This window comes from Bradyrhizobium sp. Rc3b, from assembly GCF_900114915.1.
Taxonomy (GTDB): domain Bacteria; phylum Pseudomonadota; class Alphaproteobacteria; order Rhizobiales; family Xanthobacteraceae; genus Bradyrhizobium.
This window is the reverse complement of sequence record NZ_FOUS01000024.1, coordinates 65,156-82,828: the sequence shown is the minus strand read 5'-3', so window position 1 is coordinate 82,828 and position 17,673 is coordinate 65,156. Positions and strand designations below refer to the sequence as shown.

The 17,673-nt window shown below is 65.9% G+C and carries 17 protein-coding genes, 1 tRNA gene and 1 pseudogene; 7 read left to right on the top strand and 12 right to left on the bottom strand.

Annotation, left to right across the window (positions count from 1 at the left end; translation table 11 throughout):
- Nucleotides 1-10: 10 nt before the first annotated feature.
- The 4 genes from fba to BM190_RS37070 are packed head-to-tail and all read right to left on the bottom strand — an operon-like array spanning nucleotide 11 to nucleotide 5,069.
- Nucleotides 11-1,096: a class II fructose-bisphosphate aldolase gene (gene fba / locus BM190_RS37085; RefSeq protein WP_092262535.1), complete on the bottom strand. Its 1,086-nt coding sequence runs from the start codon at nucleotides 1,094-1,096 to the stop codon at nucleotides 11-13.
- A gap of 12 nt (nucleotides 1,097-1,108) precedes the next feature.
- Nucleotides 1,109-3,127, bottom strand: a complete 2,019-nt coding sequence (gene tkt / locus BM190_RS37080; protein ID WP_092262531.1) for a transketolase — start codon at nucleotides 3,125-3,127, stop codon at nucleotides 1,109-1,111.
- Nucleotides 3,128-3,143: 16 nt separating this feature from the next.
- Nucleotides 3,144-4,019 carry a phosphoribulokinase gene (locus BM190_RS37075; RefSeq protein ID WP_092262527.1) on the bottom strand — a complete coding sequence of 292 codons (876 nt, stop codon included), beginning with the start codon at nucleotides 4,017-4,019 and terminating at the stop codon, nucleotides 3,144-3,146.
- A 12-nt stretch (nucleotides 4,020-4,031) separates the two neighbouring features.
- Nucleotides 4,032-5,069: a class 1 fructose-bisphosphatase gene (locus tag BM190_RS37070; protein ID WP_018321766.1), complete on the bottom strand. Its 1,038-nt coding sequence runs from the start codon at nucleotides 5,067-5,069 to the stop codon at nucleotides 4,032-4,034.
- 118 nt (nucleotides 5,070-5,187) lie between these two features.
- Between BM190_RS37070 and BM190_RS37065 the strand changes: the two genes are divergently transcribed.
- Nucleotides 5,188-6,165 (top strand): LysR family transcriptional regulator, encoded by a 978-nt coding sequence (locus tag BM190_RS37065; protein WP_092262524.1) that lies wholly within the window; start codon nucleotides 5,188-5,190, stop codon nucleotides 6,163-6,165.
- A 229-nt stretch (nucleotides 6,166-6,394) separates the two neighbouring features.
- Here the strand turns inward: BM190_RS37065 and BM190_RS37060 are convergent, their stop codons facing one another.
- Nucleotides 6,395-7,291, bottom strand: coding sequence for an NAD-dependent epimerase/dehydratase family protein (locus tag BM190_RS37060; protein ID WP_092262521.1), 897 nt, complete (start codon nucleotides 7,289-7,291; stop codon nucleotides 6,395-6,397).
- The gene (gene rfbC / locus BM190_RS37055; RefSeq protein ID WP_092262518.1) at nucleotides 7,288-7,812 is read right to left on the bottom strand and encodes a dTDP-4-dehydrorhamnose 3,5-epimerase; all 525 of its coding nucleotides are present in this window, start codon (nucleotides 7,810-7,812) and stop codon (nucleotides 7,288-7,290) included. The genes BM190_RS37060 and rfbC overlap by 4 nt, the downstream gene beginning before the upstream one ends.
- A gap of 152 nt (nucleotides 7,813-7,964) precedes the next feature.
- Between rfbC and BM190_RS37050 the strand changes: the two genes are divergently transcribed.
- Nucleotides 7,965-9,197 carry a class I SAM-dependent methyltransferase gene (locus tag BM190_RS37050; RefSeq protein WP_092262516.1) on the top strand — a complete coding sequence of 411 codons (1,233 nt, stop codon included), beginning with the start codon at nucleotides 7,965-7,967 and terminating at the stop codon, nucleotides 9,195-9,197.
- A gap of 14 nt (nucleotides 9,198-9,211) precedes the next feature.
- Here the strand turns inward: BM190_RS37050 and BM190_RS37045 are convergent, their stop codons facing one another.
- The 5 genes and pseudogenes from BM190_RS37045 to BM190_RS41425 all read right to left on the bottom strand — a co-directional run.
- Nucleotides 9,212-9,409: a hypothetical protein gene (locus BM190_RS37045; protein WP_028144073.1), complete on the bottom strand. Its 198-nt coding sequence runs from the start codon at nucleotides 9,407-9,409 to the stop codon at nucleotides 9,212-9,214.
- Nucleotides 9,410-9,547: 138 nt separating this feature from the next.
- Entirely contained in the window at nucleotides 9,548-9,967 is a 420-nt protein-coding gene (locus tag BM190_RS37040) for a hypothetical protein (RefSeq protein WP_018321773.1), read from the bottom strand.
- 149 nt (nucleotides 9,968-10,116) lie between these two features.
- Nucleotides 10,117-11,310 (bottom strand): MFS transporter, encoded by a 1,194-nt coding sequence (locus tag BM190_RS37035; RefSeq protein WP_092262514.1) that lies wholly within the window; start codon nucleotides 11,308-11,310, stop codon nucleotides 10,117-10,119.
- Between the two features lie 51 nt (nucleotides 11,311-11,361).
- The gene (locus tag BM190_RS37030; protein ID WP_092262511.1) at nucleotides 11,362-11,982 is read right to left on the bottom strand and encodes a TetR/AcrR family transcriptional regulator; all 621 of its coding nucleotides are present in this window, start codon (nucleotides 11,980-11,982) and stop codon (nucleotides 11,362-11,364) included.
- 1,269 nt (nucleotides 11,983-13,251) lie between these two features.
- Nucleotides 13,252-13,474, bottom strand: a pseudogene (locus BM190_RS41425) (N-carbamoyl-D-amino-acid hydrolase); the annotation flags it as partial.
- 175 nt (nucleotides 13,475-13,649) lie between these two features.
- On the opposite strand from BM190_RS41425, the gene BM190_RS37015 reads away from it, so the two are divergent.
- Nucleotides 13,650-13,874, top strand: a complete 225-nt coding sequence (locus BM190_RS37015) for a hypothetical protein (RefSeq protein WP_092262508.1) — start codon at nucleotides 13,650-13,652, stop codon at nucleotides 13,872-13,874.
- 200 nt (nucleotides 13,875-14,074) lie between these two features.
- On the top strand, nucleotides 14,075-14,401 hold the full coding sequence (locus tag BM190_RS37010) for a hypothetical protein (protein WP_092262505.1): 327 nt from the start codon (nucleotides 14,075-14,077) through the stop codon (nucleotides 14,399-14,401).
- A 180-nt stretch (nucleotides 14,402-14,581) separates the two neighbouring features.
- On the opposite strand, the gene BM190_RS37005 is transcribed toward BM190_RS37010, so the two are convergent.
- Nucleotides 14,582-14,658, bottom strand: a tRNA-Pro gene (locus tag BM190_RS37005).
- Nucleotides 14,659-14,708: 50 nt separating this feature from the next.
- On the opposite strand from BM190_RS37005, the gene BM190_RS37000 reads away from it, so the two are divergent.
- The 3 genes from BM190_RS37000 (at nucleotide 14,709) to BM190_RS36990 (ending at nucleotide 17,663) form a co-directional block, all read left to right on the top strand.
- Nucleotides 14,709-15,716 (top strand): L-threonylcarbamoyladenylate synthase, encoded by a 1,008-nt coding sequence (locus tag BM190_RS37000; RefSeq protein WP_143109169.1) that lies wholly within the window; start codon nucleotides 14,709-14,711, stop codon nucleotides 15,714-15,716.
- 79 nt (nucleotides 15,717-15,795) lie between these two features.
- Nucleotides 15,796-17,223 (top strand): FAD-binding oxidoreductase, encoded by a 1,428-nt coding sequence (locus BM190_RS36995; protein WP_092262500.1) that lies wholly within the window; start codon nucleotides 15,796-15,798, stop codon nucleotides 17,221-17,223.
- The gene (locus BM190_RS36990) at nucleotides 17,220-17,663 is read left to right on the top strand and encodes a GNAT family acetyltransferase (RefSeq protein ID WP_092262496.1); all 444 of its coding nucleotides are present in this window, start codon (nucleotides 17,220-17,222) and stop codon (nucleotides 17,661-17,663) included. The genes BM190_RS36995 and BM190_RS36990 overlap by 4 nt, the downstream gene beginning before the upstream one ends.
- The last annotated feature ends 10 nt before the right edge of the window (nucleotides 17,664-17,673 follow it).

Genomic DNA, 17,673 nt, shown 5'->3' with positions numbered 1-17,673 from the left:
TTCCGATTGACTAAGCCGCAACGGGTTCGCGGGCGTCGATGCGCGGATCGAGCTCGCCGGCGCGATAGCGTCGTGCCATCTCGCTTAAGGGAATGACCTTGATCTTGCTGGCATGGCCCGCGGTGCCGAACTGCTCGAAACGGTCGCGGCAGAGCTCGCGCATCGCGTCCATTGCCGGCTTGAGGAATTTGCGCGGGTCGAACTCGGAACGCGTTTGCGCGGCGACCTTGCGGAACACGGCCGTCATCGCGAGGCGGCAGTCGGTGTCGATATTGACCTTGCGCACGCCGCTCTTGATGCCACGCACGATCTCCTCGACCGGCACGCCCCAGGTCTGGGGCATCTCGCCGCCGAACTGGTTGAACATGTCCTGCAGGGGCTGCGGCACCGACGAGGAGCCGTGCATGACGAGGTGCGTATTCGGCAGCCGGCGATGGATCTCCTCGACCACCCGCATCGCCAGGATGTCGCCATCCGGCTTGCGGCTGAACTTGTAGGCTCCGTGCGAGGTGCCCATCGCGATGGCGAGCGCATCGACCTTGGTGGCCCGAACGAAGTCGACTGCCTGATCGGGATCGGTCAAGAGCTGGTCGTGGCTGACCGTGCCCTCGACGCCGTGGCCATCCTCCTGCTCGCCGCCGCCATGTTCCAGCGAGCCGAGCACGCCGAGCTCGCCTTCGACGGAAGCGCCGACCCAATGGGCGAGATCGACGACGCGGCGGGTGATCGCGACGTTGTAGTCATAATCGGCCGCCGTCTTGGCATCGGCCTTGAGCGAGCCGTCCATCATGACGGAGGTGAAGCCGTGGGCAATGGCGGAGGCGCAGGTCGCTTCGTCATTGCCGTGGTCCTGATGCATGCAGAGCGGGATGTCGGGATAGGTCCGCTCCAGCGCATCGATCATGTGCGAGAGCATGAGATCGCCGGCGTAGCTGCGCGCGCCGCGCGAGGCCTGGATGATGACGGGCGCATCGACCTCGGCCGCCGCCTGCATGATCGCGATGCCCTGCTCCATATTGTTGATGTTGAACGCCGGCACGGCATAGCCGTGGCTGGCGGCGTGATCGAGCAGTTGGCGAAGGGTGATACGGGCCACGTGAAGTCCTCCTTATTGTCGCTTGCGAGCGATCGCCCGGCGGGCGGCTTCCGCAATGCTTTGCGGTGTGATGCCGAATTCGCGGTACAGCACCGGCGCCGGCGCCGAGGCGCCGAAGCCGCGCATGCCAACGAATTCGCCCTCAGCGCCGAGCCAGCGCGACCAGTCGCCCTGCACGGCCGCCTCGATCCCGACGCGCGGCGCGGTGCCGAGCACGCTGGCGCGGTATTCGTCCGGCTGCTCCTCGAACAGGGCGAAGCAAGGCGCGGACACCACGGCGGCGCGGATGTGCTCGGTCGCAAGCAGGCGGGCGGCTTCCAGTGCAATCGAGACTTCCGAACCGGTTGCGATCAGCGTCACGTCGCGGCCGCCGTCCGGCGATACGACGAGATAGGCGCCGTGTGCGACGCGGTTTCTGCCGCGGGCATCGCTGCGGAAGGTCGGCAACGCCTGCCGCGACAGGCACAGCACGGAGGGGCGGTCTTCGGAATTCAGCGCGCAGTCCCAGGCCTCCAGCGTCTCCACCGCGTCGGCGGGACGGAACACCAGCAGGTTCGGGATCACCCGCAGCGCGGCAAGGTGTTCGACCGGCTGGTGCGTCGGGCCGTCCTCGCCGAGGCCAATGGAGTCGTGGGTCATCACATGGATGACGCGCAGCCGCATCAGCGCCGCAAGGCGGATCGCCGGCCGGCTGTAGTCGGAGAACGCGAGGAACGTGCCGCCGTACGGGATGAAGCCGCCATGGAGCGCGAGGCCGTTCATCGCGGCGGCCATGCCGTGCTCGCGAATGCCGTAATGGATGTAGTCGCCGGCGAACGCGCCATTCTTGACCGGAGCCTGCACCTTGGCGTGCGTCAGATTCGAATGCGTCAGGTCCGCGGAGCCGCCGACCAAGCCGGCAATCGTCCCGGCAATGCCGTCGAGCACCTGTTGCGAGGCCTGCCGCGTCGCGAGCTTCGGACGCTCGGACGCAAAGCGTTCGCGCAATTTCGCCGCGGCCATCGCATAGGCGGCTGGCAGGGCAAGCGCCTTGCCTTCGACGAACATGTCGCGCTGCTCGGCCGTCGCGCATTCATAGCGATCGAGCCAGGCGAGCCGATCGACCTGGCCGCGTTGCCCGATCATCCGCCACGCCTTCTGGACGGTAACAGGCACCACGAAGGGCTGATAGTCCCAGCTCAACGTCCGGCGCGCGGCCGCGGTCTGCTCGGTGCCGAGCGGCGCACCATGGGCTTTCTCCGTGCCCTGCCGATCAGGCGCGCCGTAGCCGATGATGGTGCGACAGGCGATCAGCGACGGCTTTGCGGTCTCGCGTTCCTCTGCGATTGCCTGCGCAATCGCTTCGGGATCGTGGCCGTCGATGCTGCGCACCGACCAGCCGGAGGCGGCGAAACGCGCGAGTTGGTCGTCGGACGTTGCCAGCGAGGTCGGCCCGTCGATCGAGATCCCGTTGTCGTCGAACAGCACGATCAGGCGGCCAAGCCCGAGATGGCCGGCGAGCGAGATTGCCTCCTGGCTGAGGCCCTCCATCAGGCAGCCATCACCGGCGATGACATAGGTGAAATGATCGACGAGACCGTCGCCATGTCGCGCGTTGGCCATCCTCTCGGCGAGCGCCATGCCGACCGCGGTCGCGATCCCCTGCCCCAGCGGCCCTGTCGTCATCTCGACGCCCGGCGTGTGACCATATTCCGGATGGCCCGGCGTCTTGGAGCCCCATTGCCGGAAGGCCTTGATGTCATCGAGGCTGACGTCGCCGCCGGTCAGATGCAGCAGTGCGTAGAGCAGCATCGAGCCGTGGCCCGCCGACAGCACGAAGCGGTCGCGGTCCGGCCAGTTGGGGTGCGCCGAGTCGAACTTCAGGAAGCGCGAGAACAGCACGGTTGCGACGTCGGCCATGCCCATGGGCAGGCCGGGATGGCCGGACTGCGAGGTCTCGATGGCGTCGACCGCGAGGAAGCGGACGGCGTTGGCGAGATCGTTGTGCGTGACCGCCGTGAGGTCGGCTTCGGCGTGGACGGAGATGTTCATCGGATTCTCTCCTGGTTCACTTCAAGCTGCGCTTGCGCTCGATGAGCTGCATGATCAGCGGCGTCAGGATCAGCTGCATCGCGAGATCGAGCTTTGCGCCGGGGCACACGATCGAGTTCGCGCGCGACATCCAGCTCTGCGGCAGCATCGAGAGGAGATAGGGGAAGTCGATACCGCGCGGGTTCTTGAAGCGGATCACGACCATCGATTCGTCCGGCGTCGGGATCCAGCGCGCGATGAACGGATTGGAGGTGTCCACCGTCGGCACGCGCTGGAAGTTGATGTCGGTCTCGGTGAATTGCGGGCAGATGTAGTGGATGTAGTCGGGCATCCGCCGCAGGATGGTGTCGGTGACCGCCTCGGTCGAATAGCCGCGCGCGCTGCGATCGCGGTGCAGCTTCTGGATCCATTCGAGATTGATGACCGGCACGACGCCGATCTTGAGGTCGGCATAGCGCGCGACATTGACCTTGTCGGTGACGACGGCGCCGTGCAGGCCCTCGTAGAACAACAGGTCCGAATTCTCCGGCAGCCGCTTCCAGTCGGTGAAGGTGCCGGGCGCCGCGCCATGCAGCCCGGACTCCTCGGCGTCATGCACGTAATGCCGTGTCGTCGCCGTGCCGGTTTCGCCATAGTCGCGGAACGCGCGCTCCAGCTCCTCGAACAAATTGGTCTCGGGGCTGAAATGGCTGAAATGCTTGTTGCCGCGATCGGCCTCCTTCGCCATCTGCGCGCGCATCTCGGCGCGGTCGTAGCGATGAAACGCGTCACCCTCGATGTAGGCCGCGTTGACCTTCTCGCGGAAAAATATCTGCTCGAAGGTCTTCTTGACCGAGGTGGTGCCGGCGCCGGAGGAGCCGGTGATGGAGATGATCGGATGCTTCCTGGACATCGGAGGCCCTCCTTACAGCCGGAAGAATCCGCGCCGCGCGAACAGCGGCGCTGAGACGCTGGCAACCAGGAGCGGATCGCAATGCAGTTCCTCGACGCGGCGCACCTCGTTGCTCGATCCCATGATCAGCGGCACGCGCTGGTGCAGACTCTGCGCCGAGAGATCGAGGATGCGCTCGCGCCCCGTCGTGGCGGAGCCGCCGGCCTGCTCGATGATCATGGCCATCGGATGCGCTTCGTAAGTCAGGCGCAGGCGGCCGTCGCCGTAGCCGGCACGCGCGTCCGAGGGATAGAGGAAGATGCCGCCGCGGGTGAGGATGCGGTAGGCCTCGGCGACCAGCGAGCCGACCCAGCGCATGTTGAAATTGTGGTTGGCTGGCCCCTCGACGCCGGCGAGGCACTCGTCGACGAAGGCACGCACCGGCGAATCCCAGTGCCGGCGGTTCGACGCATTGATCGCGAACTCCTCGCAGGCCTCGGCGATCTGCGCGCCGCTGCGCGCGAGGCGGAAGCAGCCCGCCTTGCGATCGAGCGTGAAGATATCGACGCCTTCGCCGAGCGTCAGCACCAGGGAGGTCTGCGGCCCGTAGGTGACGAAGCCTGCCGCAAGCTGCGCCGAGCCGCGTTGATGGAAGGCGAGCGAGAGATCATCGGGCGCCGGCAGGATCGAGAAGATCGTGCCGACCGTCATGTTGATGTCGATGTTGGAGGAGCCGTCGAGCGGATCGATCGCGATGCAGATCTTCGCCTCACGATCGCCGATCTGGGCCTCGCGCATCTCTTCCGAGGCGAGCGCCGCGACCGGCAGCTTGCTGAGGCAGCGGCGCAGGATCGCATCCGCCTGCACGTCGAGATCGCGCTGGACGTCGCCGTCGCTATTGCGGCCGGTGGTCAGGCCGGAGGCATCCGCGAGATCTCCGGTGGCGATCAGGTCGGCGATCTCGATCGCCGCTGCCGCGATGGCATCGACCGCGGCCGCCACGGCCAGCGCGTGAGGTGCGGTCTCGGAATACCGTTGAAGGTGGTCGTCCAGCCTCAGTTGCCCGGTCATCTGCGCATCCCCTTTGCCGGCGCCGTATCCAGTTCCCTCCCCTCTGGAGGTCGGTACGGTCAGTCCCGGCATCAGGAGATTGACAGGGGCAGCTTAATAAGGAAAATTTCTATTCATAATGAGCGTCAAAGAATTTTCTTATAATGGCCCCGGCCACGCGGCGGCCCAGCTCCGGCATCTGACGATCCGGCAGCTGCGCTCGCTTGCGGCGCTCTCGGCCAAGGGCAGCGTGACGGCTGCGTCCGGCCATCTCGGGCTGACCCAGCCGGCCGTGACCCAGCAACTGCGGCAACTGCAGGATCTCGCCGGCCTGCCGCTGGTGCAGCGGACCGGTGACGGCATGCTGCTGACCGAGGCGGGCAAGGAGGTGCTGACGCTGGCCGAACGCGTCGAGGCCGCCATCATGGACTGCCAGGGCGCGCTCGACCTGCTCGCGGGAAGGACCGGCGGCATAGTGCATCTCGGCGCGGTCTCGACCGCGAAATATTTCGTGCCGCATGCGATCGCGGCGTTCTCCAAGCGGTACCCCAAGATCGAGATCAAGCTCACCATCGGCAATCGCGAGGAGATCCGCGAGGCCATGCACGGCTACGACCTCGATTTCGCGGTGATGGGTCGGCCACCGGCCGACGTCACCGTCGACGTCCGCCAGCTCGGGCGCAATCCGCACATCATCGTCGCGCGCAAGGGACACTGGCTGGAGAACGATTCCGGCCTCAACCTGACCGACCTCGTGCACGAGACCTTCCTCACCCGCGAGCCTGGTTCGGGCACACGGACGCTGATGGAGGGCATGTTCCAGAAGTCCGACCTCGAGCCGATCATCGGCATGGAGATGAGCAGCAACGAGACCATCAAGCAGGCCGTCATCGCCGGGCTCGGCATCGCCTTTATCTCGGCCCACACGGTGGCGCATGAGCTCACCGAGGGCCGGCTCATCGTGCTCGACGTCGCGGGCCTGCCGATCGTGCGGCAATGGTACGTGATCCGCCGCAGCGACAAGGTGCTGCTGCCGCCGGCGCAGGCGATGTTCGATTTTCTGGGCTCGGAAGGGTCGAACTATCTGCCCGACGTGCCCGAGTTCGGCGCGCGATAACCAGCCCGCGTTCAGCTCATCAGCTTCATGGCAACCGTCGCCGCCAGAATCACGATGATCTGAAGCAGACGCTCGGTCGTGAAGATGCGGTTGAACGTGATCATTGCTTGCCCCGGCCGACGTGAGGGAGATTTCGGTCGGCCCGTTGCTAGCACAGGCACCCAGCCAGACAACTCCGTAATTGCCACGGGTGCCGCTTGCCGCCGGCCTGTTGCGAGGAGATCGCACGTCATCCCCTCCCCGGCAGACGGTCGATCCACCATGCGAGATCGCGCGCAGCGCCCGCCTCGAATCCGATGATTGGCACGCCCGCAGTCACGCCGCGGAGGTGGCGGACGTCGGCGGCAATGATCGGCTCGGCGTCGACTCCCGTTGCATCGACGGCGCCGAACCTGATCAGATGCCTTGCGTCGAGCAGACCTGCGACATGCTCGATCACGCAGCGCAGGCTGCGCACTTCGCCACTGGCGAGATTGACGACGCCGGAGATTTCGCTGTCGAGCACGGCGGCGATCATCTGCGCGAGGTCATCGACATAGACGAAATCGCGCAGCTGCCCGCCATGCGAGCAATCGAAATTCGCTCCTGCGCGAAGGCTCCGGATCAGCGAAGGGATCAGGCGCGCCTCGGGCTCGTGCGGCCCGAACGGGACAAACACCCGGCCCCAGGCGGCGCCTGCCGCGACATAGGCCTCGGCCGTAGCGAGCTTGGCTTGTCCGTACAATGTCGTCGGACGGCATTGGCTGGTGCGTTCCTCACAGAGGCCGCTCTGCGGTCCGTATTCGAAGCAGCTTCCGATGCCGAGGATGCGCTTGGTGCCGGAGGCTCGCGCCCGTGACAACAGGTCAATGCTCGCCTCTGCCCACAGCCGGTTGACAGGATCCTCGCGATAACGGCCCGGCCGGGCTTCCCAGGCGAGATGAACCAAATGGGTCGGACGCGATGCGGATAGCGCATGCGCGCGGCCGGCTTCGGTGAGAAGATCGACCGCGTGCCACGTTACGCCGGCCATCGTCGGTTGAGCCGCGCGCGCGACGCCGTGGACCTCAAAGCCGCGACCGACCAGCGCAGGCAGCAGCGCACGACCGACGAATCCGGACGCGCCCGTGACCAGCACCCGCCTCATGGGAGACACGGCAGCGCGCGGTCGCGCGCGGACAGGATCGGATCGGCAAGCGGCCAATCGATCGCCAGCGATGGATCGTCCCAGCGAATGCCCGCCGCGCCTTGCGCGTCATAGGGCACATCGATGCAATACATCAGCTCGGTCCCATCGACGAGCGTCTGGAAGCCGTGCGCGCATCCAGCGGGAATGAACACGGCATTGCCACGGTCGGCGGCGAGCTCGACCGAGCACCATTGTCCGTAGGTCGGCAGCGACCGGCGCAGATCGACGATCACGTCGAAGGCGCGGCCGGCCACGCACCGCACCAGCTTGGCCTCCGGCCGGCCCGCCTGGTAGTGCAGGCCCCGCAATGTGCCGGCGCGCTCGTTATGCGAGAGGCTGTGTTGCGCGAAATGCGTCGGCAGGCCCTGCGCCGCGAAGGCCTCAGCGTCGAACAGCCGGGCGAAGAATCCGCGCGCGTCGGTCTCCGGCTCGATCCCAATTTCAACCACGCCTGGGAGAGCCAATGCAGTGAACTTCATCCCGGGCCTCCGCGCCGCGACACCGCCGTTGCGAACGTCGGTTCACCGAAACGCCTTTTCGGTTGCATCATGCGCAACCTTGTCGGAATTTCCGTGGCTTGAGAGAATTCACTAACAGGCGCGGCACGACGGCACAACGGGACGATCCGTTCATGGACAGGCACCGATGCCGCTTTTGCGCGCAGGAGCTCGACGAGACCTTCGTCGATCTCGGCCTGTCGCCTCTGGCGAATTCCTATCTGCCGCCGGAGCGGGCGGATGCGACTGAGCCGACCTATCCGCTGCATGCCCGTGCGTGCGGTGCCTGCGGGCTGGTGCAGCTTCCGCAATTCGAGCCGGCGGCCAACATCTTCGCGCAGTATCTCTACTACTCGTCCTATTCCGAGAGCTGGCTGCGACACGCGGAGAGTTACGCCGCCGAGATGATCATCCGCGCGAAGCTCGGCGCAGCGTCCGAGGTGATCGAGATCGCCAGCAATGACGGATATCTGCTGCAATATTTCCAGCGCGCCGGCATCCGCGCGCTCGGGATCGAGCCGGCCAGCGGTCCGGCGGCCACTGCGATCGCCAAGGGCATCCCGACCCGGACCTGCTATTTCGGCCGCGATGTCGCGACCGCGCTGCGCGCCGAAGGCCACGGGCCCGAGCTGATCGTCGCCAACAACGTGCTGCCGCACGTCCCCGACATCAACGATTTCGTCGCGGGCCTGCGCATTCTCCTGCCCGAGACCGGGCGCGCGACGCTGGAGCTTCCGCATCTGTTGCATCTGATCGAAGCCATCCAGTTCGACACGATCTATCACGAGCATCTGTCGTACTTCTCGCTCGCGACCCTCGAGAGGGTGTTTCGCGCACACGCCTTGCGCGTTTTCGACGTGGATGAATTGCCGACGCATGGCGGCTCGCTCCGTCTGCACGTCTGCAGCGAGACTGCGCCTCCGAGAGCCTCGCCTGCACTCGAGAATTTGCGCCGGCGCGAGACCATGGCGGGGCTCGACCAGCCCGCGATCTATCGTGATTTTCAGGCGAAGGTGGCGGCCAAGCGCGAGACGATCCGCGACTTCCTCGTCGCGGCGGGGCGCGCGGGCAAGACGGTGCTGGCTTACGGCGCGCCCGCGAAGGGCAACACGCTGCTCAATTATTGCGGCGTCACGCGCGAGCTGATTCCGTTCACCGTGGACCGCAATCCGCACAAGCAGGGCCTGCTGCTGCCGGGAACGCATCTGCCGATCCGCGATCCTGCCGCCCTGATCGCGGCCAGGCCTTATTACGTCTTCATCCTGCCCTGGAATCTGAAGGACGAGATCATCGGCCAGCTGGCGGAGGTTCGCGCCTGGGGCGGACAATTCGTGGTGCCCGCACCCGATCTGACGATCATATCGTGAGCGATGGTTAACAATCAGGCTGCGAGCGGAGCGGCGTAGTCCGCGCGCAACGCGAAATAGGCTTCCAGCTCCGACAACGCCCGCGCTTCCCAATCGCTCGCCTGCTCCAGCAGCGACCAGCTCTGGCCCGGGCGGAACGCAGCGGTCTGGCGATAAAGCGATGCGATGCCGCGATAGCGGCGCACATTCTCCAAGATGGCTTGACCGTTCATGTCCGAAAACTCCCTCGTCATTCCCGGGGGAGAACCTGCGGCCAAATCTTTTTCGAAAAGTTAGCGGCGCGCGGCAAGCTTGCGGATGGTTGCCGGACTGTTGCGCGCAGGCAACGCGCACCGTCGTGCAAAGGCGAATTATTGCGGATTCGTTGCCGCGCTCTCGCCCGGGGACTTCAGCCCGCCCTGGCTGACGATCCTCATGGTCTCGCGGCAGAGATCGGCGAGGCCAATCAGCAGCACCGCGAGCAGGCAGAACAGGTTGATGGAATCGGTATTTGCGCTGCTCAGCGCGTTGAACTCGAAGAAGGGCGGAATGAACGCCCACCACACCAGGGGAATGGTGAACAGCGCGGCAAATCCCGCCGCCGGCGTGCCCGCAACGATGCCGAGCATGAACAGGCCGGGCAGGAATGCTGCAAAATAGAGCTTTGCGCCGAGCGCGACGCAAATGCCCTGAAATGCAGCCGACATGGCGACAACGACGCATCCGAGCAGAAACGCCTGCCACGACCATGGCCGTACCCGCGGTACGCCAAACAGCCCCGCACGCCTCATCAGCCTCCCCCTGCCGCCCATTAACCTGGCCCGCTTGAGACCAAAGTACTACAGCGGCACCGAAATCGCGAGACGGAAATTGCGCCGCCCGCGGCTTCGTGTGCGAGCCTTGGTAAACGCCCGCATCGCACAATTGCTGCGGCCGGCGGCTATTCGGTCGCCGCATAGAGCAAGCCGATGACGGGCAGAGCGAGGCCGATGGCCGATGCGAGCGTCCAGCCGCCTTGCGCGAAAGCCCAGGCGCCGACCGCTGAGCCGGCTGCACCGGCCGTGAAGAACGTCGCCATGTAGAGCCCGTTGAGGCGGCTGCGGTGCTCGTGCCCGAGCGCGAAGATAGCGCGGAAGCCGAGCACGACGTTGCCCTGGACACCGACGTCGATGGCAATCGCCGCCGCAACCAGGCAGACCAGGTTCAGCATCGAGCCGGGCGCGCCGAGATAGGTCACGAGGAAGCCCCCGGCCGCGAGCAACATCGCGACCAGCGTCGCGATGCGGCTGTGGCCGCGATCGGCGAGCCGTCCGGCGATGGGCGCCGCGAACACGCCGGCCACGCCGGCCAGCGCGAACAACGCGATGCCGCGCTGGGTGAAGCCGAACGCGTCCGCAAGCTGGAGCGGCGCCACCGTCCAGAACAAAGTGAAGCAGCCGAACAGGCTCGCCTGGTAGAGCGCCCGGCGCCGCAGCAGCGGCGTTGCTCGCACCAGATGCGGCATCGACAGCAACAGTTCGCCATAGTGCATCCGCGTCACCGGCTTGCGGTTCGGCAGCGACATCCAGAGCACGGCCGTCAGCACGATCATCAACGCGGCGGAAGCGAAGAACACGGCGTGCCACGACAGCGCCGCGGTGACGAAGCTCGAAACCGGACGCGCCAGCATGATGCCGAGCATCAGGCCGGTCGAGACGTTGCCGACGACGCGGCCGCGGATGGCTTCCGGCGCCAGATGCGCGGCATAGGGAATGATGATCTGCACCGCGACCGAGCCGAGGCCGATGAACAGCGCGGCGATCAGGAACGGCAGCGCATGGGTGGCGAACGCGGCGGCGAGCAGGGCCGCGGCGCCGAGCGTGATGACGGAGCAGATCAGGATACGGTTCTCGACGAGATCGCCGAGCGGCACGATCAGCAGCAGCCCGGTGCCGTAGCCGATCTGCGTCATGGTGACGATCAGCCCGGCCGCTGCGTGCGACAGGCCGAGCGCGGCGCTGATCGGGGCGATCAGGGGCTGCGCGTAGTAGATGTTGGCCGCGATCATGCCACAGGCCGCGGCAAGCACGAAGGTCAGGCGCTGCGACACCGCATCCGGCCCGGGCGCGGTCTCGATCGTGGCATTCATCGTCATGACGTACGGTCTCCGGAATCGGGAACGATCGTTCCCTAACAAGTCAAAAGTTCAGGCGAGCAGTTTCATCGCGACGCCGACGAGGCGGGTCCCGTCGAGCGGCAGGCGCGCCTTGCCGACGACTCGCAGGCCCTGCGTGATGCAGATCATCAGCCGCGCGGTGTCGTCAGCCGCAACATGACCGGGAATCGAGCCGTCGGCCTGCCCTTCGCGAATGAGGCCGGCGATGAAGTCTTCGTTGGTCTTGAGCTGCGCGCCGACGCGGGCGGCGACGACGGAATCGACTGCCGACAACTCGACCGCGCTGCCGACCACGAGGCAGCCGCGCCGTCCCTCGGTGCCCTGGGACTGCGCGACATAGGACAGCAGCAAATTGCGGACCCGATCGCGTCCGTTTGTGCCGCGCGCGGCGGCACTGCGGGTCTGCTCCTGGCGCCGCGCCGTATAACGCTCGAAGGCAGCCAGGAACACCGCATGCTTGTCGCGAAACGCCTTGTAGATACTCCCCGTCGCCAGCCGCATCGCCGCGGTGAGGTCGCCGATGGAGGTCGCATGATAGCCACGCTCGCGAAACACCCGCACGGCGCGATCCAGCGCCGTATCCATGTCGAATTCCCGGGGACGACCGGGCGGACGGGCGGCAGACGGGGATCGGCGGGCGGCTTTTTGCATTGCGGGTTATTAGGGAATGATTGTTTCCTAATAAAGACAATTGGTTGTGATGCCGTCATCCTGACGCGCGAGTGATGGGGCGCGAAGCGCTCCATCGGGAGCCTCGAAGGATGCACGGCCGAGCTGGCAGCCGGGCCGTCGCCCTTCGAGGCTTGCTCCGCGGCGCGGTTGCGCCGCCGAGCGCGCACCTCAGGGTGACGGTCATGGAGTGAGATCTCGCTGCTTCAGCATCGTCATTGCGATACTCTAGTGCACATCCCAGCGGCGGTGCCGTAGGGTGGGCAAAGGCGCATAGCGCCGTGCCCACGATCTCCCTCCATGAGCGACAAGGCGTGGGCACGCTGCGCTTTGCCCACCCTACGAGATCTGGTTTGTGGCATGCACTCAAGTCGCAGACACGCCTTCCCGATCTCGCGGCTTCATTCGCCCGAGCTTTGCTTCGTCTCGCTCCCCTCTCATCCAAGAGGGCGCAGGGAAGGCCGGGTGCCGGCTCGCACCCGCGGTCTGCTGCGCGAAGAGCGCACGCGCAAAGGAGACCGCACAGCAGCATACAGGTGGTGCCGATCACTCGGCCTTCCCTGCGCGATGGCTGGACGGCTTATGCCGTGATCTCCCGGGAGCCGACCATTCCTTCTGGCCTCCCTCGCCCCGCGAATTGGATGATGCAGTCTGCCCGGTTGGGCTCGCTCGCACCTTCGCAAGGACTTGACCGTAGCAACGACGGCCAGGACCACACGGTTTTGCCGTACGCACGGCCCGCCATTTCGCCGCAGTTTTTCCAGCCCTGTCGACGGAGCCGAAAACTTACAGACGAGACGAAGCCTGGCAGCGCCGCTCGTCCGCACGAAGCCTCGGGCTCACAGGGACTATCCGCCCTGCCCGCACCTCTCGTGCCGACGCTGCCGCGTCCACCGCAACCCCGGCTCGCGACAGTGACGACCACATAGTCGCCCCTCTTGGGTGAGCCGGGATGGACGACACATACGCCGAAACCGAATTTCGGTAAAGTGGAATATTTTCGGCGAAGCGGATTGACAGCGGGCGACACACCGACGCTCATTCCGTCATCCTGAGGTGCGAGACATGGGACGCAAGGCGTCCCATGGGGAGCCTCGAAGGATAGACGGCCACAGTCGGGCCGTCGCCCTTCGAGGCTCGCCAAAGAGGCGAGCACCTCAGGGTGACGGTGATGGAGTGCGCAATACCGGGCGAGCGGCCCCGGATTACGCTTTTCGCTCCATCCGGGCTACGGATATCCCCCTTCGGCAACACCGGCGTCCCATGCGCCGTCATAGTCACATCCTTCCGTTCCACGATCATCCCATAAGCCTGCGGCTGGCGGTGAACGTCGAAATTGAAGGTGGTGCGCTTGTACGAGTTGCAGAGATCGGGATCGCAGCGCGCCAGCGCGATCTCGTCGCCCGTGGTCGCGCATCTCGCGGGTGATCTCCCCCGAGGGCCCGATGATGCAACTGCCGCCGACGTGAGGCACAATCAAATTCCATGCCTGTGGGTATCATTGTGCAGCGGTCGGCGGCCGCGCATCACCCCCCGAAAATCGTTGCGAATTTGCAACGGTTCCCCACGATCTGAAGCCGGACAAGACAAACTCCCATTCCGGCCACGAACCGCTCTCACAAGGCCGTGAGACAGCTAAGGGAACGACGATGCGTGCACAGCGCGTTTGGAAGGTGAATGGAGACGCCAGCATCGGGCAGCTCCAATCGAGACTGGACGATCTGAACAAGCGTCTTGTTCAGCTCGAAAACCAGCATCCGGAGACCTGGAAACTCGAAGAACTGAGAGCGAGCGCGATCAGCCTGTCGCGCGAGATCGACGACATCCGCTGCGCCGAGGCGACGGCGGCATTGAGCGAGTTGCTGCGGAAGTAAGTTCGCCGATTCGCTTCTTGCGCGCAGGAACCAAGATCCATCGCCGCCATTTCCATGCAGAGCATGGAGCACGATCATGACCAGGCATCTTACACGGGCCCATCTCGCACGCGGCATCGCCGGCGCAGTTTCCACGCTGGTCCTGTGCGCGACGGCGGCCTTCGCCGTCGCGCGCCACTTTGCGCTGTGAGGGATTTTGCATGACGTCCGATCCCGAGGAGCAGGTGAGGCTGCAAGGTTTTGGCGAGATGACGTTGCGCACGGCCATCGCGACGCTGACGGCGCTCGCGCCGCGCGAGCGATCGGAGGCCGCGATCTACCGCGTGCGTGATGGCGTGCGCCTCGCGCAAAGCGAGATCGCCGAACTCGCATCAAGCTGGGATATCGAGTCCGCGCCTACCGTACGATCGCCGAGACTGGTCCCCGAGCAGCACTGGCCCGACGTCGTGCGCGGCATGGTGCGCGAGGCCCCGTTGCCGGCGCTGATCGTGGCGTTCCTGGTGGGCGTGGTGGTGGCGCGGCGGTAGGCGGGACCCACACCTGCGGCGCGTCAGCGCCGACAACCAACAAGCCATGTCGCCGCAACAAGCGGCCCTGCCCGGCCAAATCGGCCGTGGACCCGATCCCGAAATCGTTGCAGAAAGGCGCTCCCGAGGCGCCGGCGGCCGGTCCGCCAAGCCTCTGGAAAACGTCGACTTTTGGAAGAATGGTCGGAGTGGCAGGATTCGAACCTGCGACCCCTGCGTCCCGAACGCAGTGCTCTACCGGGCTGAGCCACACTCCGACAAGAAGGCGGCTTATAGCGTCGGGTTTGGCGCACCGCAAGCGGCCGGCATGAGGAATTTTGTCCCTGTGAAAACGGGTCTTGAAACGCTGATTTTACCGGCCGGCGCGGCCGGCGCCGAGGCTGCGGCCCGCACGCTGGCCGCCGGCGGGCTGGTCGCGTTTCCGACCGAGACCGTCTACGGGCTCGGGGCGGATGCGGCCAATGCCGCCGCGATCGCCCATCTCTACGCCGCCAAGGGGCGGCCGGCCTTCAATCCGCTGATCGCCCATGTCGCGGACATTGCGGCCGCGCGGCGGATCGGCCGGTTCGACGCGCGCGCTCTGAAGCTCGCGGAAGCGTTCTGGCCGGGACCTCTGACGCTGGTGGTACCGAAGACGGAGGGCTGCCCGGTGGCCGATCTCGCCACTGCGGGCCTCGACACGGTCGCGATTCGCATTCCCGCGCACCCGGTGGCGGAAGCGATCCTGCGCGCCTTCGGCGGCGCCGTGGTGGCGCCGTCCGCCAACATCTCCGGCCATGTCTCGCCGACGCTGGCGGCCCATGTCGAGAGCGACTTATCGGGGCGGATCGACCTGATCGTAGACGGTGGCCCCGTTACGGTCGGCGTGGAATCGACCATCGTCGGCTGCTTCGATGCGCCGATGCTGCTGCGGCCCGGCGGGCTGTCGCGCGAGCGGATCGAGGCGGTGCTGGGCGCGCCCCTGGCGCGGCCGACTGTGGAGGCCGAGAGCGACGACAGCCAGCCGCTGGCGCCGGGCATGCTGGCCTCGCATTACGCGCCGCGCGCCCATGTGCGGCTTCGCGCGCAGGACGTTGCGCCCGGAGAAGCGCTACTGGCGTTCGGCTCTGAGCGCCTGCCCGGCGTCGATGCGGCCGTCGCCGTCATGAATTTGTCGCCCACCGGTGATCTCGATGAAGCCGCCGCCAATCTGTTCGGCTATCTTCGCAGCCTCGACGCGAAGAGCCCGCGGGCGATCGCGGTGATGGCGATCCCCGAGGAAGGCCTGGGCGAAGCGATCAACGACCGGCTGCGCCGGGCTGCGGTGGCAAGATAGCGCATGATCCGGAAAAGTGCGCAGCGGTTTTCCGATAAGACCATGCGCAAAAGACAAGAGTGGAAGTAGAGACGAGACAATGAATATCAACAAGCCTGCGATCCCTCCACTTGCGCCCGAGCTGATCGAACAATTCCGCAAGATCGTCGGCGAGCGCCATACGATCACCGATGCGAACGACATCGAGCCTTACGTCACCGAGGAGCGCAATTTGTTTCACGGCCGCTCGCCGCTGGTGTTGCGTCCGGGCTCGACGGCGGAGGTTTCCGAAATCTGCAAGCTCGCCTCCGCGCATAAAATCGCGCTGGTGCCGCAGGGCGGCAACACCGGGCTGGTCGGTGGCCAGACGCCGCACAATGGCGAGGTGGTGGTGTCGCTGCGACGCCTGGACAAGATCCGCGAGGTCGACACCGCCTCCAATACCATGACCTGCGAGGCCGGCGTGGTGCTGCAGATCGCGCAAGCGAAGGCGGCTGAGGTGGACCGGTTGTTTCCGCTCTCGCTCGGCGCGGAAGGAAGCTGCACCATCGGCGGCAATCTCTCCACCAATGCCGGCGGCACCGCCGCACTCGCCTATGGCGTGGCGCGCGAGATGGCGCTGGGGCTCGAGGTCGTGCTCGCCGACGGGCGCGTGCTCAACGTGCTGTCGAAGCTGAAAAAGGACAACACCGGCTACAATCTGCACAATCTCTTCATCGGCGCCGAAGGCACGCTTGGCATCATCACGGCGGCGACGCTGAAACTGTTTCCAAAGCCGCGGGCAGTCGAGACCGCCTATGTCGGGCTGAAGTCGCCGGCGGCGGCGCTGAAGCTGCTGACCATCGCGCAGAGCGAGGCCGCCAATGCGCTGACGAGTTTTGAACTATTGTCGGAGATGGCGGTCGATTTCTCGGTGCGACACGGCATCGACGTGCGCGATCCGCTCGCAGAGAAGCATCCCTGGTACGTGCTGATGGAATTGTCGTCCCCCGGCGACGACGCCCGCACGCCGCTGGAGACGATCCTCGCCCGCGCCATGGAAGAGGAGATCGTCGACGACGCCGTGATCGCGGCCAACCTTACCCAACGCAACGGCTTCTGGAAGCTGCGCGAGGAGATGTCGTCGGCACAGAAGCCGGAGGGCGGCTCGATCAAGCACGACATCTCGGTGCCGATCGCCGCCGTGCCCGATTTCATCGAGGAAGCGAATGCTGCCGTGGTGAAGCTGATCCCTGGGGCGCGTCCGGTGCCGTTCGGCCATCTCGGCGACGGCAATCTGCATTACAATGTCAGCCAGCCGATCGGCGCCGACACCGCGGATTTTCTGGCGCGCTGGCACGACATGAACGCCGTCGTGTTCGAGATCGTGCTGCGCATGGGCGGATCGATCTCGGCCGAGCACGGCATCGGCGTGCTCAAGCGCGACGAGCTGCCTGACGTCAAGGACAAGACCGCGATCGAGCTGATGCGCGCCATCAAGGCGATGCTCGATCCGCTCGGCATCATGAATCCGGGGAAGGTGCTGTGACCGCTCTTGCGATCGACGCGATCGGGGATGCGGATGTCGAGGAGGTTGTCGCGCTGTGGCAGCGCTGCGGCCTGACGCGTCCCTGGAATGACCCGCATGCCGACATCGCGCTGGCGCGGCGGCGCGACAATTCCACCGTGCTGATCGGCCGCGATGGCGGCGCGATCGTGGCGACCGTCATGGTCGGCCATGACGGCCACCGCGGCTGGGTCTATTACGTCGCGGTCGATCCCGACGGCCGCAAGCGCGGCCATGGCCGCGTCATCATGGCCGCGGCCGAGGACTGGCTGCGCGCGGCGGGAATTTCGAAGCTGCAACTCCTCGTCCGCCGCGAGAACGCGCAGGCCAATGCGTTCTACGGCTCGCTGGGCTTCGAGCTATCGACATCCGTGATGTTCCAGAAGTGGCTCGACGGCCGCGCGACCACGCCAAGCAACTGAGATCAAGCAA